Raw genomic sequence first — 26,131 nt, forward strand, 5'->3', positions numbered from 1 at the left:
ACCTGTTTATATGGCTAAAAAAACGTTTTTCGTGACAGGCACAGATACCGGGGTTGGCAAAACCATGGTGTCTGCGGCAATTTTGGAGGCTGCTAAAACGGCCGGCAAGCGTGCGTTGGGGATGAAGCCTCTAGCCTCAGGCTGCGAAAGCACACCGGATGGGCTGCGTAATGAGGATGCACTTATTCTCCAACAGTCCGGCAGTGAAAAGCTTGCCTACGACCTTGTGAACCCCGTGACGCTGGCCCCCGCCATTGCTCCCCATATTGCGGCTGCTCAGGCCGGGCGTGTCATTTCTGCGGATCGGCTGGTGGGGTTCTGCCGTGGCATGCAAATTCGCCCGGCGGACCTCCTGTTGATTGAAGGTGCAGGTGGCTGGAGAGTTCCATTGAATGATCGGGAGACCTACTCAGCTGTACCCCAGCAACTTGGTGTGCCGGTGATTCTTGTGGTTGCGCTCAAGCTCGGTTGTATTAACCATGCACTGCTATCAGCGGAGGCCATTCGTAACGATGGATTGTCGCTGGCCGGGTGGGTGGCTAACCATAGCGAGCCGGAGTTCATGAGCTGTGAGCAGGAAACCTTAGATTACCTCATCGCGCATATCCCAGCCCCCTGTCTTGGTGTGTTGCCCTGGGTTGAAGGTGCGAATCCGGAAACCCTGAGTGGCTATCTTAATGTTGATGTACTGTTTGAAAATTGAACAATAATGTGGCTTAATGGTGTCAATTAATGGTCACGGGAAGCGGCAGTCATGATCAATAATACGCTCGCAATTGGCATTCAAGGCATCCAAGATGGCATGTACGGCATGGAAAATGCCGCCCGTAAAATCGCGCGTGCCGGCGTTGATGGCCCTCAGGGTAGTGCCCAAACTGGGAGCAGTCTTATTGAGCCGATTGCCGACCTCAAGCTCTATCAGCGTAGTGTGGAGGCGTCTGCTCAGGTGGTGAAAGCTGCTGACGAGACACTTGGCACTCTATTAGACATTATGGTCTGAGCTATAGCGCCATGAACCCACTCTCGTCACTCCCTCCCTTATCTCCATATAGCTCCACTCCACAAAGCTCCGCAGCCCCAAGCGTTCGTGAGTCGCGTAATACCGGCAAAGCGAATGGTGAACCACCTTCGGAAACGGGTAGTCGGGCGGTTCGTGCTGCAGCCTCCAGCGAACGGGCAGGCGGGTTAGAAGAAGCCGAGCTGAAAGAGCTCACCGAACTCAAGGCACGGGATCGTGAAGTGCGAGCCCATGAGGCCGCTCACCAGGCAACCGGTGGCCAATATTCAGGTGCCATGTCGCTTACCTATCAGCGAGGGCCAGATGGGGCCCAGTACGCGGTGGGTGGCGAGGTGTCTATTAGTATGTCGTCGGTTGATGGCAACCCCCAGGCAACCATCGAAAAAATGCGAACGGTTCGTGCGGCGGCGATGGCGCCCGCGCAACCTTCCAGCCAAGATCGTGCCGTTGCCGCGCAAGCGATGCAGGTTATGCTGCAAGCTCAGTCTGACCTTGCTTTGGAGCAGGAATCCGCCAACCCGCTGGCAAAAGCATCAGCAAACGACAGTGAAGGCTCCTCTTCTGGCTCTCAGGAAAATACCTCTGAGCGACCTTCCGGAGTTGCTCAGCAAGCCAAAAAAACCTATCAGAATATCGCCGGCTTCTTGCCAGACTCCGCGTCCAGAATAGAAGGGTTTCTACCCACTTCGGTCTGACCTTGACATCTGTTAGCCTGCTAATCACTCGAGTGCCTGGCGCTTATTTCCTACAGACAGCTTAAAGCGGCTCAGAGCCCGGTCGGGCGCCATGGATGTGCCCGCATGTGCGTTTTTAAGGTTCCGCTGAAATGTGCGTCGGTGACCAAAATCTACACAAATTGTGCCTCCGGCTATTGACAGTTCTGTGCTTCTAAACGTATGTTTCAAACAAGTGTTTAATTAATGCTGCAGCGCACCGTGTTGCAGTGTCTGAACAACCCCAAGGCCGCAAGCTGTTATTTCTTTTTCAGCCAAGCCCGAAAACCGAGGTGGTTTACATGCCTGAGTACAAAGCGCCCCTGCGTGATATTAAATTCGTAATGAGCGAACTGCTCAACAGCGAGGCCCACTACGCCAGTCTGGAAGGTGCTGAAGACGCAACTCCGGATATGGTTGATGCCATTATCCAGGAAGGTGCGAAGTTTGCTGAGCAGGTACTGTCTCCGCTGAACGCTGTTGGCGACAGAGAAGGGTGCATCTGGAGCGAAGGCGGTGTCAAAACACCGACTGGCTTCAAAGAAGCGTATGACAAATTCGTTGAAGGTGGCTGGCCGTCACTGGCTGCCGACCCCAACTATGGTGGCCAGGGCCTGCCGGACTCGCTGGGCATCGTGATGAGCGAACTGAACGGCACTGCCAACTGGTCGTGGGGCATGTATCCCGGTCTGAGCCATGGCGCAATCAACACGATCGAAGCGCACGGTACCGAAGAGCAAAAGCAGACCTATCTCACCAAAATGATCAGCGGTGAGTGGACAGGTACTATGTGTCTGACCGAAGCCCACTGTGGCTCTGACTTGGGCACCCTGCGTAGCAAAGCAGAGCCTAACTCAGATGGCTCCTACAGCATTACCGGTACCAAGATTTTCATTTCGGCCGGTGAGCACGACATGACAGATAACATCGTTCACATTGTACTGGCACGTCTGCCAGGTGCACCGGAAGGTACCAAGGGTATTTCCCTGTTCATCGTACCTAAGTGCGTGCCTGCAGAAGACGGTTCTGCCGGTGAGCGTAACGCGGTATCTTGCGGCTCCCTAGAGCACAAAATGGGTATCCACGGTAACGCCACCTGCGTGATGAACTTCGACGGCGCCAAAGGCTGGTTGATTGGGCCGGAGAATCGGGGCCTGAACTGCATGTTCACCTTCATGAACGTGGCTCGCATAGGTACTGCCATCCAGGGTCTGGGCGCAGCCGAATTGGGCTTCCAGGGTTCACTGGCTTATGCCAAAGACCGTTTGGCCATGCGCTCCCTCAGCGGCGCCAAGAACCCGGATAGCTATGCCGATCCGATTATTGTGCACCCAGACGTTCGCCGTATGCTGCTGACTCAGAAAGCCGTTGCAGAAGGCGCCCGTGCATTGATTTATCTGACTGCGCAGAAGGCGGATATTCTTCAGCGCGGCAAATCAGAAGAAGAGCGCAAAGAAGCAGATGAGCTGCTAGGTTTCCTGACCCCGATTGTCAAAGCGTTCCTGACCGAGATGGGCTACGAAGCAGCCAACTTGGGCATGCAGGTATTTGGTGGTCACGGTTACATCGCCGAGTGGGGCATGGAGCAGAACGTGCGTGATGCCCGTATCGGCATGATCTACGAGGGTACTACAGGTATCCAGGCGTTGGATCTTCTGGGTCGTAAAGTTCTGATGACCCAGGGTGAGTCACTCAAGGGCTTCACCAAGCTGGTGCACACATTCTGCAAAGCGAACGCCGATAACGAGCAGATGAAGCAGTTTATCGAGCCGCTGGCCGCGCTCAACAAAGAGTGGGGCGACCTGACCATGAAAGTGGGCATGACCGCCATGAAGAACCGCGAGGAAGTCGGTGCCGCATCTGTGGACTACTTGATGTACTCGGGTTACGCGGTGTTTGCTTACCTGTGGGCCCGTATGGCCAAAATCGCTCAGGACAAGCTGGCTGAAGGTACTAGTGAAGAGTTGTTCTACACCGCCAAGGTGCAGACCGCTCGCTTCTACTTTACCCGTATGTTGCCACGTACCAAGGCGCATGCGGTAAGTATGATGGCGGGTGCGGATACGCTGCTGGATATGCCGGAAGAAGCTTTCGCGCTCTGACTTTAACCCCGATCACAACCTTGATCGTATCCCCGATCGTGACGAACGTTGAAAGTTAACCGGTATATGAAAGCCCGTGCTCTTAGGAGCCGGGCTTTTTTCATGAGTTACCGGCGGTTTTGCGTTAGAATACTCGCCCTTAAAAGATAACGGAGCTGGGCACCCGGCCCGGGCAGGCGAGTTGGCGTTCATCTTTTTATCGCCTGCACAGACAGATTGATCTTGGAACTTGGAGAGTTTAAATGGCCGATTATCAGGCACCTTTGCGTGACATGCGTTTTGTACTGAACGAAGTTTTTGATGCGCCTGCACTTTGGGCGTCACTGCCCAAAGTAGCAGAGAACGTAGACCCCGAGACCGCCGATGCGATCCTTGAGGAAGCGGGCAAAATCACCAGTGGCGTACTGGCACCGCTGAACCGCGAGGCAGACGAGCAAGGCTGCAAGTGGAACGAAGGCGAAGTAACCTCGCCCGATGGCTTCAAAGAAGCGTACCAAACGATTGTGGAAGGCGGCTGGAACGGCCTGGGTGGCAATACCGAGTTTGGCGGTATGGGCATGCCCAAGACCCTCGTAGCTCAGTTTGAGGAAATGATGCAGGGTGCCAACATGGCATTTGGCCTTGCACCTATGCTGACTGCCGGCGCCTGCCTCGCGGTAGATGCCCACGGCAGCCAAGAGTTGAAAGAAAAATACCTCCCTAATATGTACTCGGGCGTTTGGTCCGGGGCCATGGATCTGACTGAGCCCCATGCGGGAACCGATCTGGGTATTATTCGTACCAAAGCCGAGCCCAATGACGATGGTTCGTTCAACGTGACTGGCACCAAGATTTTTATCACTTGGGGCGAGCACGATATGGCCGAAAATATTATTCATCTCGTGCTGGCTAAGCTGCCGGGCGCACCAAAAGGCCCCAAAGGTATCTCCCTTTTGCTGGTACCCAAGTTCATGGTGAACGACGATGGTTCACTGGGCGAACGCAACAGCCTTGCCTGCGGCTCCCTCGAGAAGAAAATGGGCATCAAAGGTTCCGCAACTTGTGTGATGAACTTTGATGGTGCCAAAGGCTGGCTTGTGGGTGACGAGGGCAAAGGCCTGAACGCCATGTTTACTATGATGAACTACGAGCGACTGGGCGTGGGCATCCAAGGTATAGGTGCCGCTGAGGCTTCCCTGCAGAACGCACGGGAATACGCCATGGATCGCATCCAGAGCCGTGCACCTACCGGCGCACAGCAGCCTGATAAGGCGGCAGACCCGATCTTGGTGCACCCGGATGTGCGTCGTATGCTTTTGACCATGAAGGGCTACGTTGAAGGTGGTCGCGCCTTCTCAACCTACGTGGCGCAGTGGCTGGACATCTCCAAGTATGCAGATGCCGCTGAGGAAGATCGCCGCAAGCACGCTGAGGGCATGGTTGCGCTTCTGACCCCGGTTGCGAAGGCATTCCTGACCGACCGTGGTCTGGACGCGTGTATCATGGGCCAGCAAGTGTTCGGCGGCCACGGGTACATCCGCGAGTGGGGCCAAGAGCAATTGGTACGTGATTGCCGTATTACCCAGATCTACGAAGGCACCAACGGTATCCAGGCGCTAGACCTAATGGGCCGCAAGGTGGTGGGTAGCCAGGGCAAGTTGTTCGAGCTGTTCGCGGAAGACGTGGCAACCTTCATTGAAGAAAACACGGGTGAAGAGAGTCTTCGCCCTTATCTGGAGCCACTTGCTGCGGCATTTGAGCGTCTGTCCGACGTTACCGAACACGTTATTAAGCAGGCTTCAGACAACCCAAATGCCATTGGCGCAGCTTCAGTAGACTATCTGGATCTGTTTGGGCTGACTGCTCTGGGCTATATGTGGGCTCGCATTGTGAAGGCGGCGGCACCGAAAGCTGGCGATGACACGTCCGGCTTTTACAGTGGCAAACTGAAGACTGCTCGCTTCTATTACGATCGCCTGTTGCCGAAAACGGTTTCTCTTGCAGAAGGTATTCGTAGCGGAAGTGATTCCATGATGGCGCACACTGCCGAGGAGTTCTAACATCTCTCGGAAAGCAAAAAAGCAGGCCCTTGGGCCTGCTTTTTTTATGCCGACTCAATCAGCGCAGAAGAAGATTGAGCTAAGTGGTTACTAAAGGCGCTCAACACGTGTCGGATCGGTGATATAGGGGTTCTCATTACCTTGGATTTCCGCAACTCTTTTGTGGCGTGAGAGTTCTCTGTCGTCAGGAGGATCTGCACGGTTCCAGCTCTGGAATACCCGGGCTGACCCGAGCCATGGCAGGCCATAGGTGCTTACCATATAGCTCATGCTGCGGGCGACATCACCTTTCACTCTGGTAGGCGGCTCAAAGAAGTGGGCGCTCTCCCGGATGCCACAATCGTTTGCTTTAACCGTTGCCCCCAGATCCTCGTAGCTGGCGTTGCGGCGCCTAATCTCGGTGCGGTTTCGAACGGGTATCATATTGTGAAGATCGGAAGCAATTTGGCGGTAGCTGTTGTCCTGCTCGCACTGGCGTGAGGTACCACACGAGAGAGCGTTGCGGACATCTGCAAGAGGGTAGATATAGCCTTCTGTCAGCATGAAGCCTTTGCGGGAAAATGGCGCATCGCAGAAGAATGACTTGCCGCCATCCACGTACAAGTTGCCCCAGAATTGATCCTTGATAACGGTTTTGGGGTCACTGAAACGAATGTTTTGACCAATAACAAGCGTCGCGGTCAACAGGAAAACAACAGTAGTCGGAACGAGTAACAGCTTTTTCATATGCCACTTATACCTCACAGTGTCTGCATGCGCCTTAGCGAAACAGGCCCAATTAACCGTCGCATCGTGCGATGTAGGACAAATTCGCAGAAAGAATTAATGACGCTCAGTTCACTTACAGAGATAAGTATGACATAAGGGCCCTCAATACAAGAGCCCTTATGGTAAACATTTGTGGCGTTATGTTAACGGCTTAACGTTTTCACTTAATTTTATTACGAATGTTCTGATAGCCCGACTTCAGATCTTCGCCAAGCTTCCTTGCCGTCTGGCGCGCCTCCTGAGATGCTTCGTTGGCACCATTGACTACCTCATCAAAACGGGTTCGGAACTTGTCCCACTCCTGCTCGAGGTCGTCGAACTCATCTTTTACGTCCTGCCGAGCCAGATGAAGCTGCACGCGGGCTTCGTCACGGTGCTGTTTGATTTTATCTGAGAGAGTCTTAAATTCTTCCTGAACGCCCATATAAGGATCCTCCTTGGGTTAGCGATCTATTCACCATGCAGTTGATTGTGAAAAACTGTCAAGTGAAATGCGGGCAAGAAAGCGTTTATATGCGAGACGTTTGACCCAGGTCAGGACTTGGTCGCCAGAAGTGCTGACATATCCCGTAGGTAATGCCAGGGGGAGAGCTCGTCAAAGCCTTTTGCTGCGCGGTCAATTTGGCTACAAAGCTGTACTGCTTGGTGCAGTTGCATTGGCTTCAGTCGCCGGGCTGCTTGTTCCAGTGCCCGCGCTCGCTGCGGCTGGAAGACGCCGCGTTTTTTAAAGAACGCGGATGGGCTCTCGGTTCTGTTCTCGCCCGTCTTCAGTTCAATTAACAGGCTGAGGTCTCGGCTCAATACAGCCAGAAGGCCGAGGGGGTTTTCACCTTCCTGCTGCAGCACTCCAATCATTTTGCCAGCGTGAGGCGCGCGGCCACTAAGCAATTCAGTGACCAGTTCAAAACCATTGAAGCGTGAGCTGTCCTGAACAGCCTGTTCAATAGTATCTTCATCAATGGTGTTGCCATTGGAAAGAAGCGACAGCCGGTCGAGCTCCTGGCTTGCAGCCAGAAGGTTGCCCTCAAGCCTTTCAGCCAGCATTGCCAGGGCCCCACGGGTCAGGTTCAGGCCCCGATTACTTGCCCGTTGCTGAAGCCAGCCCTGGAACTTATCTGCATCCACCGGCCAAACCGGCACATGGACACCTTTGGCTTGCAGCTCTTTGTACCATTTTCGCCGAGTTTCGGCGGCGTCCAAGCGAGCACTAATAAGTAGAACAATGATGTCTTCGGGGGGCTGCTGAAGAACCCGCTCCAGAACGGCCCGGCCATCGCCTAGTTTTCCCGTCGGCAGGCGGATCTCGATCCGGCGGCGATCAGAGAACAGAGACATGGCACTGAATTCATCGGCAACAACATTCCAGTCGAGTTGCTGGTCCGCGTGAAAGATCAGGCGATCGTGGAAGCCCGCTTCTTTAGCGGCGGCTCGGATCTGATCACAGCATTCCTGCACCAAAAGCGGCTCATCTCCAGACACCAGATAAACTGGCGCCAGGCCTTTTCGGAGTAGCTGCGGTAGTTGGCCCGGGTTCGTTTTCATGGTGTGGTCGGTTGCGTGTCGCCCGGGGCATCGGCCTTGTGATGGCTGTCCCGGATATCCTGCAGCCGTTCCGGTGTAATGGGGGCCAGTCGAAAGATGATTTGTTGCGCCAGGCGGTCGCTCAGTTGCTGCTGAAGGTTTTCTTCTTCGCGCTGCTTGGCAAGCACGTTGGTCTCATCGTATCGGTAGCTTTCAGAGGTTGTGAGGCGTGTGCTGGCGATAATCGGAACGTCGTCGGCACTGATGAGCTCAAGATCCACCGAGTGCCGAAGCGTGTACTCGGCGGCTGCAGCCTGAACGGTAATTGCTGAGGCCCGGCGGTCGCGCTCAAAGTTTCGGATTTTGAGGTGATAGCTTGCTGCTTCGCCAGATGCCAGTTCGACACCGCCTAGCTCAAGTTGCTCGCGAACGGAATGACAAAGGGTGGCAGGTGTAGGAGCTTGGCAATCGAGATGCAGAGGCTCCAAAGCCGAAGAAACCGGTGGTGCACCCCGTAATTGAAAGCCACAGGCCGCCAGGCTGATTGCCATCGCACTAACAGCGATCAGCTGGGCTGCGTTTTTGTGCAGGGTACGGGCCCGCATCTCAGTTGGCTACCACGTTAACCAGCTTGCCGGGCACGACGATAACCTTGCGAACTGACACGCCTTCCGTGAAGCGCACAACGTTTTCGTTTTCTAGGGCAAGCGCTTCCAGGTCAGCTTTGCTGATGTCTGCCCGAACGTCCACCTTAGCGCGCACCTTGCCATTCACTTGCAGAACTACCTGAATCTGGCTGCGCACCATGGCGGCCTTATCGGCTGCGGGCCAGGTTGCGTCTACAATTGGGTCTGCGTGACCCAGATCCTGCCAAAGTGTGTGGCAGATATGAGGCACAATCGGTGACAACATCAATACGGCCGCTTCCAGAGCTTCCTGGCGGGCTGCGCGGGTTTGCGGCTCGTCATCGTCCAGCTTGCTGACATCGTTCAACAGTTCCATCACGGCAGCGATAGCCGTGTTGAACGTGAGGCGGCGACTGACATCGTCGCTCACCTTGGTAATGGTTTCGTGCGTTTTACGTCGAAGGTCTTTCTGCTTGTCGTTCAGTGCAGTCACATCCAGAGCCGGTGCGGCTCCGCCTGCTACCTGTTCGCTCACCAAGCGCCACAAACGCTTGAGGAAGCGGTGGGCGCCATCCACAGCGCTGTCTGACCACTCCAGAGACTGCTCGGGTGGGGCGGCAAACATCATGAACAGGCGCACAGTATCCGCACCATGGGCGTCAATGATGGACTGAGGATCAATGCCGTTGTTCTTCGACTTCGACATCTTGGTTACGCCACCGGCAACAACCGGCTGACCATCCTCCTTAAGAGTCGCGCCAATAACGTGGCCTTTGTCGTCACGCTCGACGGTAACATCCGCCGGGGCAATCCAAATCTTCCCGCCTTTGCCATCTTCGCGGTAGTAAGTGTCTGCCAGCACCATGCCCTGGGTCAGAAGCTGCTTGAACGGCTCTGGGCTGTCTACCAAGCCTACATCACGCAAAAGCTTGTGGAAGAAGCGGGCGTACAACAGGTGCAGAATTGCGTGTTCAATGCCGCCGATATACTGGTCTACCGGCAGCCAGTAGTTAGCTGCCGCAGGGTCTAGCATGCCCTTGTCGTAATTTGGGCTGCAAAACCGTGCGTAATACCAGGACGACTCCATGAAGGTGTCGAAGGTATCGGTCTCCCGCGTTGCCGGCTGCCCCTCGAAAGAGGTTTTTGCCCAATCGGGATCGGCTTTAAGCGGAGATTGAACACCGTCCATCTCAACGTTTTCTGGCAAGCGAACCGGTAGCTGATCGTCTGGCACCGGGTGCTGGGTGCCGTCTTCCAGGGTCACCATGGGGATAGGCGCACCCCAGTAACGCTGGCGCGAAACGCCCCAGTCACGAAGGCGATAGTTGACCGTGCGTTTGCCGATGCCGTTCTCTTCCAGGTAATCGGCAATGGCGTCAAAGGCTTCATCGCTGGTAAAGCCGCTGTACTTACCGGAGGAAACCAGAACACCTTTTCCCGGAAAAGCTTCTTCCTGCACGTCGATTTCGCGGCCATCGTTGGCGGCAATAACCTGTTTGATTGGCAAACGGTACTTGAGAGCAAATTCGTGGTCGCGCTCATCGTGGCCCGGAACAGCCATCAAGGCACCGGTTCCGTAGTCTGTGAGCACAAAGTTGGCGACCCAAACTGGAATTTCTTCCTGGGTGAGCGGGTGGATGGCCATGAATCCCGTATCCACGCCTTTCTTTTCCATGGTGGCCATCTCAGCTTCAGATACCTTGCTGGTACGGCACTGATCGACAAAAGCTGCAACATCTTTATGGCGCTCGGCGGCCGCCTTAGCCAGCGGATGTTCCGCCGCCACAGCCATATAGCTCACGCCCATCAGGGTGTCGGGGCGGGTGGTATAAACCGTGAGGCCATCGTCGCTGTCTTTCAGCGGGAACGTTAGCTCGGTACCTACGGATTTACCAATCCAGTTGCGCTGCATGGTTTTGACCTGTTCCGGCCAGCCATCCAGATCGTCCATGTCGTTCAGCAGTTCTTCGGCGTAATCGGTAATACGAATGAACCACTGGGGAATCTTTTTCTGTTCGACCAGCGCACCAGAGCGCCAGCCACGGCCATCAACAACCTGCTCGTTCGCCAGAACAGTCTGATCGACCGGGTCCCAATTAACGGTGGCCATCTTCTTGTACACCAGGCCTTTCTCATAAAGGCGCGCAAAGAACCACTGCTCCCAGCGATAATAATCGGGCTTGCAGGTGGCCAGCTCGCGGCTCCAGTCGTAGCCAAAACCCAGCTGCTTGAGCTGGTTTCTCATGTATTCGATGTTGGAGTAGGTCCACTTCGCCGGCGCGGTCTTGTTGGCAATAGCAGCGTTCTCGGCAGGCAGGCCAAACCCATCCCAGCCCATGGGCTGCATCACGTTCTTGCCCAGCATGCGCTGATAACGGGAGATAACATCTCCGATGGTATAGTTCCTTACATGCCCCATGTGCAACTTGCCGCTGGGGTAGGGGAACATGGACAGGCAGTAGTATTTCGGCTTATCCGGATCTTCCCTAACTTCAAAGGTTTTGTTTTCGTCCCAGAAGGTGCGCGCATTGTGTTCTACGTCACGGGGATTGTACTGCTCGTCCATACCTGCCATTACCAAAGTTACCCTGTATAAAAATGATGTGCGAAGCGGCCGGACATTCTAACGCACACAAGGCGTAACAGGTAGCCCGCCCACATGCTTGTCGGGCTGCAGGTGATAGCCCACAATAGAAGCTACGGCATTCATAAAAGGAAAGTGCGATGACGGACACCGAGCGGACCCATCTCTCAGGCAAGGCCCTTGAGGCCTATGATCGCATGCTCGAGCAGGTTCAGAGCCGCCTGCGCGCAATGCAGGACACCACACTGGAAACCTTAGAGGGGGAAGTTGATAACGCAATCGAAGCTGAGCAAGAACTGAAGGAAATGACCAAGGACGAGATCAGCCTCCTTGGTACTTACCTTCAAAGGGATCTGGAGCACCTCATCCATTTTGTGGATGAAACCGGTGAAGGCCTCGCAGAATGGTTGCAACTTGACCTGTCGTTACTGGAGCACCGGCTAAGCGAGCGTTTGCTGTCGGTCGCCGACCAGACGTTGGTGGACACATTGGCACTGAAGCAAAAGCTCGAAAGCCACGACGCCGGGCAGTACATCGCCGGTGAAGTTGCAACCGCTGGCATGTTCCAGTGCCTGAACTGCGAACACATGCTGTGCCTTACGTCTACCAGCCACTTGGAACCTTGTGAGGCCTGTGGCTCGCAATACTACAAGCGCGTGACCAGCCGCTGGCCACGAAAAGAAAGCTGAGCTAGCCGCGAGCACTTATGTGCTCGCAGTTAATTCAATTTTTAGGAATAACCCGCTCGCGGACAAATACAATCAGAATCAACGCCAACGTCAAAACCGGCCAAGACGCTGTCGTCATATAAGGTGTGCTGCCGCTGGCCTTGAACACTTCGCCAGTCAGCACTGCACGCTCAAACTGCGGAATACGCGCGGTAATCTGCCCCTTGTTATCAATGATCGCCGTCACCCCATTGTTGGTGCCGCGAATCATATAACGCCCAGTCTCCAGCGCTCGCATGCGGGCAATCTGCAAGTGCTGCAGCGGCCCCACGGAATCCCCAAACCAACCATCGTTACTGATCGTCAGCAACAAGTCCGTATTCACCGCATTGCGCGCAAGAAAGTCTGGATAAGCCACCTCATAACAGATAAATGGCATCACCTTGATACCATTGGCAAGCAAAGGCGCCTGGTTTTTCGGGCCCCGGGTAAAGCTCGACATAGGCAAATCAAAAAAGCCGATCAGCCCCCGCAGAACACCCTCAAGCGGAACATATTCCCCAAAAGGCACCAGCTTCTGCTTGTGATAAATACCCTCACCATTGCCAATGGCCATAATGCTGTTGTGATACGTAAAGCCGCCAGCCCGCTCGCTGAAACCGTACCAAGGAATGCCCGTAATCAGAGTGCTCTCTTCCCCAAGGTTCTCCTTGATGTGCTCAATGATCTTCCCCGCTTGATCCTGAGGAATGGGGATAGCCGTCTCCGGCCAGAGAATTAGATCGGTATCCCAGTAAGGTTCTGTCATACCTAAGTAGGCCACAATCTGATCTTTCAAAAACTCCGGATCCCACTTGATCTGCTGTGGAATATTGCCCTGCATGGCCGCCACCGAAATAGGCTCAGCACTGATGTCTGTCCAATCAACGCGGTTCAGTGCTGGAGCAGCAAGCCAGGGAATCAGTGCTGCAACCGCCACAACGCCAGCGCTAGCATGGCGCTGCCTGGTGATAAACCAGCCCGTTGCAAAAATGGCAGCGCCGCTTGCAGCTATCAAGAAGGTGAGGCCGTGAACGCCAGCCACTGGCGCTAGCCCTGCCAACGGACCGTCAGTATGGGCGGTACCCAGATAAAGCCAAGGAAAGCCGGTCAATAGCCAGCTACGAAGCCAATCCCCGAGAACCCAAATGGCGGGGAAAAGAATGAGCCTTCGCACCGCGCTGCTTTTCGCCAGTTTGCTCCAGAGCCAAAATGCGAGGGCAGGGACTAGAGCCAGCCCAGCCACAAAGGCAACGGTGAGCAATATCGAAATGGCGATGGACGTATTGCCGAATTCACTGATGCTGATGTAAACCCAGCTAGCGCCTGAGCCAAAAAGGCCCATACCTGTCAGCCAGCCTGCAGAAAAGAGTTTTTTCGCCGCCAAAGGAATAGTAACCAGCAGAATGAGCAGCATGGAAACCGGGCCAAGCCACCAAAAGTGGAACGGCGAGAAAGTCAGGGTTTGCAAAGCGCCGGCAACCACAAGGGTTGCGGCACCTAACCAGCGATTAGAGAAGAACGAATGGGCTGGGGCAATAGAGGGTGTTGAATGGTTACTGCTCACTACGGGTTACCTGTAACAAACGGATGACACGGTTGTCGGCGTTGGCAATGGTAAAGCACAAACCACCTAGTTCAATCGCTTCTCCCCGCCTGGGCAGGTGCCCGAATTCTTTGAGCACGACACCGCCAATGGTATCGAATCCTTCCTCATCCAGCCCCGTATTGAAAAATTCGTTGAAGTCGTCAATTGGGGTGACTGCCTTCACGGCGTAAGAGCCATCGCCTCGGGTTTTGATGTAGGTTTCTTCGTCGAAATCGTGTTCGTCCTCGATTTCCCCAACGATTTGTTCCAGCACATCCTCGATGGTCACCAAGCCTGCCGTTCCGCCGTACTCATCCACGACGATTGCCATGTGATTGCGGTTTTCTTTGAACTGCTTGAGAAGCTGGTTCAGGCGCTTGCTCTCTGGAACAAACGTGGGCGGGCGCAGAAGCTCGCGGACATGAGACCAATCCATGTCGTCATCGAGGGCCAGCGGCAGAAGATCTTTGGCGAGAAGAATACCGACAACATCATCCTGGCTGTCGCCAATAACCGGGAACCGGCTGTGGGCAGACGCGATGATTTCATCCAGATACTCTTTCGGATCCTGTGACGCCCGAACCGTGACCATTTGGGAGCGTGGAATCATGATTTCATCCACGCGCATGTCCACCACCTGCATGGCACCTTCGATGATGCTCATGGCATCTACATCGATAATGGCCTGGGATTCGGCATCCCGCAGTATTTCCAGTACGTCTTCTATGCATTCAGGCCCACTGGAGAAGGCATGTGATATACGCTCCAGCCAGGACTTGTTAGAGCCCTGACTGCGACTCGACTGATCGTCGCTCATGAGTCTTTTACCGTTCCTCTGCTGCGTAGGGATTGCCGAACCCAAACTGTGCCAGCAACCGGATTTCCAAGGCCTCCATGGCCTCTGCGTCTTCATCGTTAATATGATCGTAGCCTTGAAGGTGCAACATACCGTGCACCACCATGTGTGCCCAGTGCGTTGCTGGCTCTTTGAGTTGTTCCCGGGCTTCATCTTCCACCACCGGAGCACAAATAACGAGATCTCCGGCTAGTGGCACCGTTATACCGGCTGGCGCTTCAAATGGAAAGGACAACACATTAGTGGGTTTGTCCTTTCCACGGTACTGGTGATTCAGCGCTTGGCCTTCTTCAATATCGACAATGCGGATCGTCACCTCGGATGGATCCTGCCCCAGCCAAGCCGCCTGAGCCCAAGCCTGAAACAGGGATTCTTCGGGCACGCCTAGCCCCTCAAACACGTTTTGAAGATCAACCGTCAGTTCACTCACTATTTACGGTCGCCCCCGTCATTAAGCGCGTCGTAGGCTTCAACAATTCGCTGAACCAGAGGGTGCCGAACAACGTCCTTGGCCTCGAAACGGGTAAAGCCGATGCCTGTGACGTTGTTAAGAACTCCCGCTGCATGGATTAGCCCGGAATTCTGGCCACGGGGTAGATCTATCTGGGTGGTGTCGTCGGTGATCACGGCTGTTGAGCCGAAACCGATCCTCGTGAGGAACATTTTCATCTGCTCACGGGTGGTGTTCTGGCTTTCATCCAGAATAATAAACGAGTTGTTCAGTGTGCGGCCACGCATGAAAGCCAAGGGTGCAATCTCAATCACGCTTTTTTCAATCAGCCGCGTGACATGGTCGAACCCGAGCATTTCATAGAGTGCGTCGTACAGCGGCCGTAGGTACGGATCCACTTTTTGGGCAAGGTCACCGGGCAAAAAGCCAAGCTTCTCGCCTGCCTCAACTGCTGGGCGCACCAGCAGAATCCGTTTAACTTGTTCGTCTTTCAGAGCTTCTACTGCGCAGGCGACGGCGAGCCAGGTTTTACCCGTGCCGGCAGGGCCGATACCGAAGTTGATATCGTGGGAGCGAATGCTGTGCACATACTTCTGCTGATTCGCACCGCGGGGTTTAGCGGTGAGCTTTGGCGTTTTGACGGTGGTAATGGACCCATCAAACGGCACTTCGTCGGGCAGCCGCTCAAATCCGGTTTCCCGGATGTACAGGTGCACGGTATCGGGTGAAATATCCTCGCTGGCTTCGGTTTCCCGATAAAGATGCCGGATTACTTCCACCGCGGCGGCAACGTGCTCTGTTTCACCTTCCACTCGGAAGTGATGGCCTCTGCGGCCAACTCTTACCTGCAGGCGTCGTTCGATGTGCTTTAAGTTTTCATCAAACTGCCCGCAAAGAGTGGTCAGTCTGCGTTGGTCCATCGGATGTAAATCAAATTGTCTGGAATCGTTGGTGTCCAATATTACTCCGGTTCTGATGGTTCGCCGTTTTCGGGCGAATGCATAGTTGGCTTTGATGCTACGGCTTGAAGCTCAATACAACTCCGAGTCCACAGGCAAACCGCGCAGAGAGTTGGCGTAGGCTTCAACAATTTCGATGTCGATAAAGTGCCCGATAGTCTCCGGATTTTCATGTCGGAAATTCACAATCCGGTTGTTCTCTGTGCGCCCGGAATACTCTCCCGGATCTTTCTTTGAAAGGCCAGTGACCAGAATACGCTGAGTGGAGCCCACCATCTTACGGCTGATATCCATTACCGTCTGGTTGATGCGATCCTGCAGGATTTTGAGGCGCTGCTTCTTTACTTCCATCGGCGTTTCATCCGGCAGATCAGATGCCGGCGTGCCCGGACGGGCGCTGTAAACAAAGCTGAAAGACATATCGAAACCGATATCGTTGATCAGCTTCATGGTGTCTTCAAAGTCCTTCTCCGTTTCACCGGGAAAACCAATGATAAAGTCCGAAGAAAAGCTGATATCCGGGCGAATCTTGCGTAAGCGGCGGAGTTTAGATTTGTACTCCAGCGCCGTGTGGCCGCGCTTCATGGCCGATAGAATGCGATCCGAACCGCTCTGTACCGGCAAGTGCAGGTGGCTCACCAGCTCAGGTACCTGTTCGTAAACCTCGATCATCGCATCGGTAAATTCAACTGGGTGCGAGGTGGTGTAGCGGATGCGATCGATGCCGTCGATGGTGGCGATCAGGGTAATAAGCTCCGCCAAATCCATCACATCGCCATCGTGGGTATCGCCACGATAGGCGTTTACATTCTGGCCCAGTAGATTTACTTCACGCACGTTCTGGCTGGCCAGGTGGGCAACCTCGGCGATCACATCGTCAGCCGGCCGGCTGACTTCCTCACCCCGGGTGTAGGGCACCACGCAGAACGTACAGTATTTGCTGCAGCCTTCCATAATGGAAACAAACGCAGATGGGCCATCGGCGCCCGGGGCTGGCAGATTGTCGAACTTTTCGATTTCCGGAAAGCTCACATCTACCACGCCCACGCCATTACCCTTCATGCGCACTTCGCTAATCATATCCGGCAGGCGGTGCAGAGTTTGTGGGCCGAAGACCATATCAACATACGGTGCCCGGTTGATAATGGCCTGGCCTTCTTGGCTCGCCACACAGCCGCCAACACCAATAATCAGTTCCGGCTTTTTCGCTTTCAGCTTTTTCCAGCGACCCAGTTGGTGGAAGACTTTTTCCTGAGCCTTTTCCCGAATGGAGCAGGTGTTTAGCAACAGAATATCGGCGTCTTCTGGCGAGTCGGTCATTTCAACCGCTTCGTCAGTTTTTAACAGGTCGGCCATGCGTGATGAATCGTATTCATTCATCTGGCAACCGTGGGTTTTGATGTACAGCTTTTTGGCCATGGGTCTCAACACAACTGGATGTATGTGGCGCCTGGAGCTTTGAATTGTCCAAATTGGGCGCGCTGAAAAGGAGAACAGGGCATTATAACGGCGTGATCATTCTGTAACCAGCGTTGTCTCGGTAAGCTGCCAGTTTTGCAGTGTTATCACGCGCTGACTTTGGGTTCGGTGCCTGAAGCGGCTGGCGCAGAGCTTTCCAAAAAACGCCCGTAAATACATCCCTGTAGGGCTCGGTCACGCCATCCTTGGCGCTCCACGTTTTTGGACAGCCCGGAGCCAGCCACCTTACTTTAATCCTCCCGGGTTTCCAGAAACCGCTCCAACTGCTCCCGCAATGCCTTAGGCAAACGCGTAATCGTGAGCGCATCCTTATCGCGATCGTAGTAAATCGCCTGATTCACCAAATCCGAAGAAAAAGAAACACTCATACCGCCACCAGACCCCGCAATACGCACCAGCTTCTTCACCTTACGATGATCCGGATGCAGCACGCCGCTCTCCGGCATCTCCGCCGATTTACTGGCAAACTCCTTAAAACGCTCCGGCTGCTCTTCATCCAGATAACCAGACAAAGCCGCAATGGCAACCGGCTCTCCCAGTGCATGCTGCTCTTTGCAGAACTCATAAGCCCGCGTACGTACCTCGCCGGCCTTCTCGGGCTTCGAAGACTTCGCAAAAGCCTCCACCGCATCCAGGAATGTCAGGGTTTCCTTCTCGACATCTACGTGGTTGGTAAAACCACACAGCCGAATAAATAGCTCCCCAGGATCGCCCGTGCCGCGGGCGTGAACTAACGTAAGATAATTCTCAGCCGCGTTATCCCCCAGCCAATCATCCAGCTCAACTCGCATCGCCAAGTTCAAGCGTGACATGCTAAGCACGTCGGTCGTATCCAGCGCCTGGGTGCCATCAAAGCGCAGGGCGCCATCCCTTTCCATGATCAACAAATAAACAACATCCGAATCCGCCAAAGCCTCATGGACAATCATCAACTGCCCCTGAAACTCCTCCTGGGAGCCCGACAACAACTCTTGCCACTGCGCGAACAACCGATCAGTAAAAGACGCGAAGCTCTGCTTGTCCTCCAGATAATCCTTCAGCCAGCTTTTAAATGGACTCTCGCCGATATCGTCCGAGAACCGCCCATACTTCTTGCCAGGCTTACTGTTAAACAGGCGCTTCATCTGCTTATGCAGGGCCTCATAATCGCCACCCGGCTCCTGCAAAGCTTCACCACTCTGAAGGCGGGCAGGCTGCCCCGGCTGATATTGACTGGCAAAAGCGGTGCGTAGATGTTTGATGGCCATAAACAGAAAACCCTAAGATGAAGAAACCAAAAAGCCCCGAAGAGTTAACTTCAGAGCTGGAGATTCTGTCACGGACAACTATTACTTTCACGGTTAAAAAGCGAATTATCTAGTTGGGAGGTAGCCAAGGAGCGGGGGTGTCTTTTCTTCTGGAAAAAGCAACTCGCTGCGCTCAGACATCTTTTTCCGGCAGAAAAGACACCCCCACCCCTTGGCCTCGACCACAGCGATAGGGCTGCGTTAAGGCCATTTGGTTTTGTTGGCTTAGACCCGCTTGTTGCGAACCAGCTCCTGCACCATTGCTGCTGCTGTACTGGAAACCTCCTCCGTGCTATCCGCTGCTATCGAAACGTTGGCCACGTCAGAGCCCAGGTTTACAGCAATCGCAATCAGGCCATAGGCAGTCAGCAGTTGCGCAGTGCGGCGGCGATCGTCCACATTGCCAGCATTGTCCTCACTCAGAATGACCGCTGTTTTACCTTGATCGAACAGCGCGCGTTCAACTGCTAGTGCAAGAGCGGGAGCCTGTGATCCGGTGCAACCGATAATCGTCGGCTTCTGAGCCAGTCGGCGTTGGCGCTCCTCCGGGCTCACCGGCTCCAGGGTGCCTGCTGTATCCGCCAGCCCATCAATCATGCCGGCGCCGACCGTTACGTTGGTAAGTCGGTCGATCACGATAAAACTGCCCGTGGCATGGTTGCGCTGGTAGGCATCAAATGCAATTGGCTGGCTTAGGGTTAGGTCACACAGGCCGATTTCATTCACCTGTAGCAGGGCCGGGTTGGCGTGCTGCTCCAGCGTGTTTACGTCGGTTTGGTAGTGGATTTTCCGAACCGTGCACGATGTGAAAGTCGGGCCCAGTTTGATGTCATACAGGCGGCCGGTTTGCAGAGGGGCGTCCGTCATCCACACAATATTGGCTTTGAAGCGGTTGCCTACTTCCGGCTCGTCTTCTGGCTTCACCAGCATATCGCCACGGCTGAGGTCAATTTCGTCCGCAAGCGTCAGGGTTACTGCCTGATCAATATAGGCTTCATCTAAGTTGCCATCGAACGTGACGACTTCCTTGATGGTACTGGTGCGCCGGGAGGGCAGGGCCATAACCTTGTCACCCGGGCGAACCACGCCGGAGGCAATGGTGCCGCAGAAGCCACGAAAGTTCAGGTTTGGCCGGGTGACGTATTGCACTGGAAACCGGAAATGCTCCAGGTTTTTGTCGCGGTTTACCTCCAAGGTTTCGAGGAGTTCCATTAGCGGCTGGCTGTTGAACCAGGGGGTGTGCTCGCTACGGTTGACTACGTTGTCGCCTTCCAGCGCTGAAATCGGCACAAACCGGATATCGGTCAGCCCAAGCTTAGCGGCGAAGGCCAGGTATTCTTCTCGGATTTCATTGAAGCGGTCTTCGCTGAAATCCACCAGATCCATTTTGTTAACGGCGACCACAATGTGCCGAATACCAAGCAGAGAGGCGATAAACGAATGCCGGCGGGTCTGGGTAAGCACGCCCCGGCGAGCGTCGATCATCAGGATGGCGACCTGGGCTGTGGATGCGCCGGTGGCCATGTTGCGGGTGTACTGTTCGTGCCCCGGTGTGTCTGCAATGATGAACTTGCGCTTATCGGTGGAGAAGTAACGATAGGCGACATCGATGGTAATGCCTTGCTCGCGCTCGGCCTGCAAACCGTCAACCAGCAAGGCAAGGTCCAGCTTCTCGCCGGTGGTGCCCATTTTGGCGCTGTCGGTTTTCAGCGTGGCCATGTGATCTTCGTAAATCATTTTTGTGTCGTGCAGCAGGCGGCCGATCAGGGTGCTTTTGCCGTCGTCAACGCTGCCGCAGGTGAGCAGACGCAGCAGTTCTTTGTTCTCGTGCTGTTTCAGGTAAGCCTGGATATCTTCGGCGATGAGATCAGATTGATGTGACATATCAGAAGTACCCTTCCCGCTTTTTCTGTTCCATGGAGCCGGCGGAGTCGTGATCGATCACGCGGCCCTGGCGTTCTGAGCTGGTGGCAAGCAGCATTTCCTGAATGATCTCGGGCAGTGTGTCTGCCTCGGATTCAATGGCGCCGGTCAGCGGATAGCAGCCAAGGGTGCGGAAACGAATGGACTTCATCATCGGTTTCTCACCCTCTTTCAGGGGCATGCGATCGTCGTCTACCATGATCAGTGAGCCGTCGCGATCCACCACCGGGCGCACGGCCGAGTAGTAAAGCGGAACGATCTCGATGCCTTCCAAATAGATGTACTGCCAGATATCCAGCTCAGTCCAGTTCGAGAGAGGGAATACCCGAATACTCTCGCCCTTGTTAACCTTGCCGTTATAGGTGTTCCACAGTTCCGGGCGCTGATTCTTGGGATCCCAGCGGTGATATTCGTCGCGGAAGGAATAGACGCGCTCCTTGGCCCGGGATTTTTCTTCATCCCGGCGGGCGCCACCAAATGCGGCATCAAACCCGTATTTGTCCAATGCCTGTTTGAGGCCCTGGGTTTTCATCACATCTGTGTGTTTTGCGCTGCCGTGAGTGAACGGCCCGATACCCTGTTCCACGCCATCCTGATTGGTGTGCACGATCAGATCCAGACCGTATTCCTTCACCTTGCGCTCCCGGAAATCAATCATGTCCCGGAACTTCCAGGTGGTGTCCACGTGTATCAGAGGAAACGGCGGCTTACCCGGGTAAAAAGCTTTGAGGGCAAGGTGCAGCATAACTGCAGAATCTTTACCAATGGAGTAGAGCATCACCGGGTTATCAAACTCGGCGGCCACTTCTCGAATGATATGGATGCTTTCCGCTTCCAGTTGTTTCAGATGCGTAAGGTTATATGTGGTCATGATAGTCCGTTGCCGTAGCGGGTCTTAAGGGCTGCAAATTGAAGGGGCAACTATAACAGAGGCGATAAGGCTATAAGAAGTCTTGTATCTAGAGTTTTAAGTTATAGCAATATAGCGCCGACGGGAGTCAGGTTTGCGGGGAATCGGCCAGAAGTTTGCGCACGTACCTGTCTACATAATCAAAACCGTTGTCCTCAAAATCCGCAAACTGTATGCCCAACTGAAACTCGTCCCTGGCCATTCTTCGTAGATGAACGATATTTCCATTGGCAACAATGGTCACTGGCTGGGTTGCGACGACCGTCACACAGAATCGCGCCTTAACGACAATCAAATTTCCGGGCTCTGGGACTTTCAGGCGAGGTATAAGCTGATTTACTGTGTCCTGATTACAGGAAAGCATTATGCCTGTGCGAGAGAGGTTGGAGATTTTACAGGTGAGCTGGCAGCCATCCGCCTTCTCGATAACGATGTCACTCTCAACATCGGCGCGTTGCTGGTTACGCAGGTTTGGCTTTATTGTGGCAGCTGTCATGGGCACTCTTATAGAGACTGTTGGGGCGATTCCAGATTTAAATAATGTTTCAGAACAATGTCTAAACGATGAAAAGTGTAGTTGTTTATTTTCTGATCAGCAACTTGAGTGTCGTACATTGTGGCAGATTTTTTGTATTTTTCTGAACAGAGGTTCACATTTTTGCCGATCAGCCAATCTCGATCAGTACCTCACCCGGGGTTACCCGGTCGCCCTTGGTTACGTCGACAGCCTCTACTTTGCCGTCAATATTGGCGTGAACCTCTGTTTCCATCTTCATGGCTTCAGTAATTAGCACGGCCTGGCGGGCACTTACTGTATCGCCTTCGCTCACAAGAACCTCTACCACGTTACCAGGCATAGCGGTGCTGACGTGGCCAGGCGCAGTGGCTTTTTTGCGCACATCGGCGTTCACCGGCGCGGGTGGCTGGCCGTAGCCGCCTTGCAGATAGCGCTTTACCTCGTTGGTGATGGTTTTATAGCGCTGGCCGGCCAACACGTTGTACACCGCCTGAGTGCCCACAATTTGTGACGTAGGCGTGACCAGTGGGGGATAGCCCAGGTCTTCTCGCACCCGGGGGATTTCATCAAACACTTCACGGATACGGTCCAGCGCGTTTTGCTCTTTGAGCTGGTTGGCCAAGTTGGACATCATGCCGCCCGGCACTTGGCTTATTTGTACCGAGACATCCTCGCGGGTGAACTCGCTTTCAAACTGCTGATACTTTTTACGCACCTCGCGGAAGTAGTCCGCAATCTCGCTTAACAGCGTTAGGTTCAGCCCGGTGTCGTAATCTGTACCTTTCAGTGCAGCTACCTGGGATTCCGTGGCCGGATGGCTGGTGCCCGAGGAGAACGATGAAATCGCCGTATCAATGCGGTCGGCCCCAGCTTCAATGGCCTTAAGCTGACACAGCGGTGCCAAGCCAGAAGTCGAGTGGCTGTGGATCACCAGGGGCAGATCCACTTCCGCCTTGATGGCTTTCACCAGATCAAACGTAGCGTAGGGGGTTAGCAGCCCGGCCATATCTTTGATGGCCATGGGCGTGCTTACCGGCTTTGTTTACGGCCTTCATGGCGGTTTCAATGTTGCGCAGGTCGTTCAACGCGTCGAATACACGAAACACATCAATGCCATTATCAGCTGTTTTCTGAACAAAGGCTTCCACCACGTCGTCGGCGTAATGACGGTATCCCAGTAGGTTCTGGCCCCGTAGCAGCATCTGCAGGCGTGTGTTGGGTAGAGCCACGCGCAACTGGCGCAGCCGCTCCCATGGGTCTTCTTTCAAAAACCGCACGCAGGCGTCAAACGTGGCGCCGCCCCAGACCTTCAGCGACCAGTAGCCGACCTTATCCAGCTTGTCGCAGATGGGTAGCATGTCTTCGGTGCGCAGCCGTGTTGCGATGAGCGACTGGTGTGCGTCGCGCAGCACTACGTCGGTTACTTCAATTCGTTTTGCGTGGTTCATGAGTCAATTCTCCTGCGGATTACCAGCCTGCATGTGCTGCAATGGTGGCAGCGATGACGAGTGCAGTTGCACTGGGGTGGCGCTTAGTTGAGTAGTTCAGCAATTCCGGGTGGTCGGGCACAAAGCTGGTGTTGAAATTGGCGTTACGAAAGTCCGGATGATCCAGAATCTGCTGGTAATACTGCGCGGTGGTTTTTATGCCGTGCAGGCGCATGTCGTCCAGTGCTCGCTTGCCGCGGGCAATCACTTCATCCCAAGTCAAAGCCCACACCACCAGTTTCAGGCACATGGAGTCGTAGTAGGGTGGAATTTCATAACCGGTATAAATGGCGGTATCCACCCGCACGCCGGGGCCGCCGGGCGCGTAGTAATGTGTTATGCGGCCAAAGCTAGGCAAAAAGTCGTTTTTAGGGTCTTCCGCATTGATGCGGAATTGCAGAGCGTAGCCCCGGTACTGAATGTCTTCCTGGCGATAGCTCAGCGGTAGGCCGGCGGCAATGCGCAGCTGTTCCCGAACTATGTCCACGCCGGTGATGGCTTCGGTGATGGTGTGCTCCACCTGTATGCGGGTGTTCATTTCCATGAAGTGCACTTCGTTGCCAGACAGCAGGAATTCGACGGTGCCCGCGTTTTCATAGTTAACAGCTTTGGCAGCCTTTACCGCTAAGTCACCTATGTACTGGCGCTGTTCGGGTGTTATCTGTGGGCTGGGTGAGCAGCCAGGTGCGCCACTTGGAGCAAGCGCTGGGCATGCCCATGTTTGAATATGTGGGGCGCAAGCTTTATTGCACCGCTGCCGGCGAGGAGATGGCAGGTTGTGTGCGCTCGGTGTTTAAGGAGTTGGAGCGAGTACAGAACAGTTTGGCGGCGCTGGAAGGGCAGCCGGCTGGCGTTGGAGCTGCATTGTCAGGATCAACGTTTACGGGCGAAGCCAAGTATAGAGCTGGGCTCTAATGATGCCGTAAAACATGCGGTTTTAGCGGGTTTGGGAGTGGCCGTTCTGCCAAAGCTGGGCGTGTTGTCGGAGCTGGTGTGTGGTCTACCCGCAGGCACGGCACCCTACGCCGGCCATGCGGGCATTTATCGACTACGTGCAGCAGAACATCCGCCAGTTCGAGCAGATGTTCCTCAGCCGTTGAGTTTTTTCAACAAAATCTCATTGAACAGTTTCGGATTGCCCTGTCCTTTAGAGGCCTTCATCAAAGGCCCCATGAAGCCACCAAGCATCTTCTTCTGCTTCTTGGGATCGGTTTCTTGCTGATACTGCGCCACTTGATCCGGCATGCTAGCTATAACCTCATCCACCATCTGCTCCAATGCACCGGTATCTGAAACCTGCTTCAGGCCTTGGGCTTCGATGATGGCGTCAGCATTGTTACCATCAGAATTACCACGAGAGTCACTTTCGCCACTCCAAAGCGCCTCCAAGACCTTTTTTGCCCCGGATGACGACACGGTGTTGTCGGCGATGCGCGCAACCAGTTGGCCCAGTTGCGCACCAGTAATGGGCGCCTGCGTTACGGTTTTGTCTTCTGCGTTCAAGCGTGCAGAAAATTCACCCAGCACCCAGTTGGCAGCCAACTTCGCGTCTTTGCCGTAGCGGGCGGTTTCTTCAAAAAACGCCGCCATGCGGGCGTCGTCGCTGAGCAGGCGAGCATCATAGTCATTCAGGCCGTATTGCTCTTTAAAGCGGGCTTTTCGGTCATCCGGCAGTTCCGGCAGTAGAACGCGAGCGCTCTCAATAAAGGCGTCATCAATCACGACAGGCAGAAGATCCGGGCAGGGGAAGTAGCGGTAGTCGTTGGCTTCCTCTTTGCTGCGCATGGAGCGGGATTCATCGCGGTCGCCGTTGTACAAACGCGTTTCCTGAATGATTCTGCCGCCGTCTTCCAGAATATCCATCTGCCGCTCCACTTCGTGGGCAATGGCTTGCTCCATAAAGCGGAAAGAGTTCAGGTTTTTGGTTTCGGTTCGGGTGCCCAAGGTGTCCGAGCCTTTGGGCTTAAGTGAAATGTTCACGTCAAAGCGGAGGGAACCTTGGCTCATGTCACCGTCGCAGATGCCTAATGAGGCCACCAGGCTGTGCAGCTTTTTAGCAAAGGCGACGGCTTCTTCCGCTGTGTTCATATCCGGCTCAGTAACGATCTCAATGAGCGGCGTACCGGCGCGGTTTAGGTCAATGCCTGTAATGCCGTTGCCCTTTTCATCATAAAGAGCTTCGTGCAGCGACTTACCTGCGTCTTCTTCCAGGTGGGCGTGGTGAATGCGCACACGCTTGCTGCCGCCGTCGGCCAGATCAACATCTACGAAGCCGGGGCCCACGATAGGGTGATCCAGTTGCGTAGTTTGGTAACCCTTGGGCAAATCCGGGTAAAAATAGTTTTTACGATCGAACACTGAGCGTCGACCTATTTCGGCGTTCACCGCCAGGCCGAACATGACCGCATAACGGAATGCCTGCTCATTCGGTACAGGCAGGGTGCCAGGCATGGCCAGATCAACGGCGCTAGCCTGGGTGTTGGGCTCGGCACCGAAAGCGGTGCTGGAGCCAGAAAATATCTTAGTTTTGGTGGCAAGCTGAACATGAATTTCCAGCCCGATCACAATATCCCACTGCATAAACGTTCTCCTGGTTC

At 54.5% G+C, this 26,131-nt stretch carries 21 protein-coding genes and 3 pseudogenes; 7 read left to right on the forward strand and 17 right to left on the reverse strand.

The genetic code is table 11. The annotated features are described in order from the left end of the window. Positions 1–10 precede the first annotated feature (10 nt). The 5 genes from bioD to CPH80_RS20840 all read left to right on the forward strand — a co-directional run bounded on the left by bioD (position 11) and on the right by CPH80_RS20840 (position 5,872). Positions 11–703 (forward strand): dethiobiotin synthase, encoded by a 693-nt coding sequence (gene bioD, locus CPH80_RS20820; RefSeq protein WP_096281090.1) that lies wholly within the window; start codon positions 11–13, stop codon positions 701–703. 51 nt (positions 704–754) lie between these two features. Next, entirely contained in the window at positions 755–1,000 is a 246-nt protein-coding gene (locus tag CPH80_RS20825; RefSeq protein ID WP_096281092.1) for a flagellar biosynthesis protein FlgE, read from the forward strand. Positions 1,001–1,011: 11 nt separating this feature from the next. Next, complete coding sequence (locus CPH80_RS20830) at positions 1,012–1,713, forward strand: putative metalloprotease CJM1_0395 family protein (RefSeq protein WP_096281094.1); 702 nt, start codon at positions 1,012–1,014, stop codon at positions 1,711–1,713. Between the two features lie 320 nt (positions 1,714–2,033). Beyond that, positions 2,034–3,833 carry an acyl-CoA dehydrogenase C-terminal domain-containing protein gene (locus CPH80_RS20835; RefSeq protein WP_096281844.1) on the forward strand — a complete coding sequence of 600 codons (1,800 nt, stop codon included), beginning with the start codon at positions 2,034–2,036 and terminating at the stop codon, positions 3,831–3,833. A gap of 242 nt (positions 3,834–4,075) precedes the next feature. Beyond that, positions 4,076–5,872 (forward strand): acyl-CoA dehydrogenase C-terminal domain-containing protein, encoded by a 1,797-nt coding sequence (locus CPH80_RS20840; protein WP_096281096.1) that lies wholly within the window; start codon positions 4,076–4,078, stop codon positions 5,870–5,872. A 90-nt stretch (positions 5,873–5,962) separates the two neighbouring features. Here CPH80_RS20840 and CPH80_RS20845 read toward each other — a convergent pair whose 3' ends face one another. The 5 genes from CPH80_RS20845 to leuS form a co-directional block, all read right to left on the reverse strand. Continuing rightward, positions 5,963–6,598, reverse strand: coding sequence for an endonuclease (locus CPH80_RS20845; RefSeq protein ID WP_096281098.1), 636 nt, complete (start codon positions 6,596–6,598; stop codon positions 5,963–5,965). A gap of 202 nt (positions 6,599–6,800) precedes the next feature. Continuing rightward, positions 6,801–7,064 (reverse strand): hypothetical protein, encoded by a 264-nt coding sequence (locus CPH80_RS20850; RefSeq protein ID WP_096281099.1) that lies wholly within the window; start codon positions 7,062–7,064, stop codon positions 6,801–6,803. Positions 7,065–7,174: 110 nt separating this feature from the next. Beyond that, complete coding sequence (gene holA / locus CPH80_RS20855; protein ID WP_096281101.1) at positions 7,175–8,182, reverse strand: DNA polymerase III subunit delta; 1,008 nt, start codon at positions 8,180–8,182, stop codon at positions 7,175–7,177. Next, positions 8,179–8,766, reverse strand: a complete 588-nt coding sequence (gene lptE / locus CPH80_RS20860; protein ID WP_096281103.1) for an LPS assembly lipoprotein LptE — start codon at positions 8,764–8,766, stop codon at positions 8,179–8,181. The genes holA and lptE overlap by 4 nt, the downstream gene beginning before the upstream one ends. A 1-nt stretch (position 8,767) precedes the next feature. Continuing rightward, positions 8,768–11,353, reverse strand: coding sequence for a leucine--tRNA ligase (leuS, locus tag CPH80_RS20865; RefSeq protein WP_096281846.1), 2,586 nt, complete (start codon positions 11,351–11,353; stop codon positions 8,768–8,770). Positions 11,354–11,511: 158 nt separating this feature from the next. On the opposite strand from leuS, the gene CPH80_RS20870 reads away from it, so the two are divergent. Then, positions 11,512–12,060, forward strand: coding sequence for a zinc ribbon-containing protein (locus CPH80_RS20870; protein WP_096281105.1), 549 nt, complete (start codon positions 11,512–11,514; stop codon positions 12,058–12,060). A 34-nt stretch (positions 12,061–12,094) separates the two neighbouring features. Here the strand turns inward: CPH80_RS20870 and lnt are convergent, their stop codons facing one another. From lnt to CPH80_RS20925, 11 genes and pseudogenes are all read right to left on the reverse strand, one after another. Further along, positions 12,095–13,645: an apolipoprotein N-acyltransferase gene (lnt, locus tag CPH80_RS20875; RefSeq protein ID WP_143752944.1), complete on the reverse strand. Its 1,551-nt coding sequence runs from the start codon at positions 13,643–13,645 to the stop codon at positions 12,095–12,097. Beyond that, the gene (locus CPH80_RS20880; RefSeq protein WP_096281107.1) at positions 13,635–14,483 is read right to left on the reverse strand and encodes an HlyC/CorC family transporter; all 849 of its coding nucleotides are present in this window, start codon (positions 14,481–14,483) and stop codon (positions 13,635–13,637) included. Before CPH80_RS20880 ends, lnt begins: the two co-directional genes overlap by 11 nt. 7 nt (positions 14,484–14,490) lie before the next feature. Next, complete coding sequence (gene ybeY, locus CPH80_RS20885; RefSeq protein ID WP_096281109.1) at positions 14,491–14,952, reverse strand: rRNA maturation RNase YbeY; 462 nt, start codon at positions 14,950–14,952, stop codon at positions 14,491–14,493. Next, complete coding sequence (locus CPH80_RS20890; protein WP_096281111.1) at positions 14,952–15,932, reverse strand: PhoH family protein; 981 nt, start codon at positions 15,930–15,932, stop codon at positions 14,952–14,954. The genes ybeY and CPH80_RS20890 overlap by 1 nt, the downstream gene beginning before the upstream one ends. A gap of 72 nt (positions 15,933–16,004) precedes the next feature. Then, the gene (miaB, locus tag CPH80_RS20895) at positions 16,005–17,351 is read right to left on the reverse strand and encodes a tRNA (N6-isopentenyl adenosine(37)-C2)-methylthiotransferase MiaB (protein WP_096281113.1); all 1,347 of its coding nucleotides are present in this window, start codon (positions 17,349–17,351) and stop codon (positions 16,005–16,007) included. Positions 17,352–17,641: 290 nt separating this feature from the next. Further along, a complete protein-coding gene (locus tag CPH80_RS20900) occupies positions 17,642–18,658 on the reverse strand; it encodes a nucleoid-associated protein (RefSeq protein WP_096281115.1) in 1,017 nt (338 codons plus the stop codon). A gap of 264 nt (positions 18,659–18,922) precedes the next feature. Then, entirely contained in the window at positions 18,923–20,581 is a 1,659-nt protein-coding gene (cysN, locus tag CPH80_RS20905; RefSeq protein WP_096281117.1) for a sulfate adenylyltransferase subunit CysN, read from the reverse strand. Position 20,582: 1 nt separating this feature from the next. Beyond that, entirely contained in the window at positions 20,583–21,491 is a 909-nt protein-coding gene (gene cysD / locus CPH80_RS20910) for a sulfate adenylyltransferase subunit CysD (protein WP_096281119.1), read from the reverse strand. Between the two features lie 127 nt (positions 21,492–21,618). Beyond that, positions 21,619–22,026 carry a PilZ domain-containing protein gene (locus CPH80_RS20915; protein WP_096281121.1) on the reverse strand — a complete coding sequence of 136 codons (408 nt, stop codon included), beginning with the start codon at positions 22,024–22,026 and terminating at the stop codon, positions 21,619–21,621. 169 nt (positions 22,027–22,195) lie between these two features. Then, positions 22,196–23,495: pseudogene (locus tag CPH80_RS20920) on the reverse strand (biotin/lipoyl-containing protein). A gap of 19 nt (positions 23,496–23,514) precedes the next feature. Next, positions 23,515–24,210: pseudogene (locus tag CPH80_RS20925) on the reverse strand (acetyl-CoA carboxylase biotin carboxylase subunit); the annotation flags it as partial. A gap of 51 nt (positions 24,211–24,261) precedes the next feature. Here CPH80_RS20925 and CPH80_RS21910 point away from each other — a divergent pair. Next, positions 24,262–24,549: pseudogene (locus CPH80_RS21910) on the forward strand (LysR substrate-binding domain-containing protein); the annotation flags it as partial. Between the two features lie 74 nt (positions 24,550–24,623). On the opposite strand, the gene gatB reads toward CPH80_RS21910, so the two are convergent. Next, on the reverse strand, positions 24,624–26,114 hold the full coding sequence (gene gatB / locus CPH80_RS20935) for an Asp-tRNA(Asn)/Glu-tRNA(Gln) amidotransferase subunit GatB (protein ID WP_096281125.1): 1,491 nt from the start codon (positions 26,112–26,114) through the stop codon (positions 24,624–24,626). Positions 26,115–26,131: the final 17 nt, after the last annotated feature.

This window comes from Marinobacter sp. LV10R510-11A (assembly GCF_900215155.1).
Lineage (GTDB): Bacteria > Pseudomonadota > Gammaproteobacteria > Pseudomonadales > Oleiphilaceae > Marinobacter.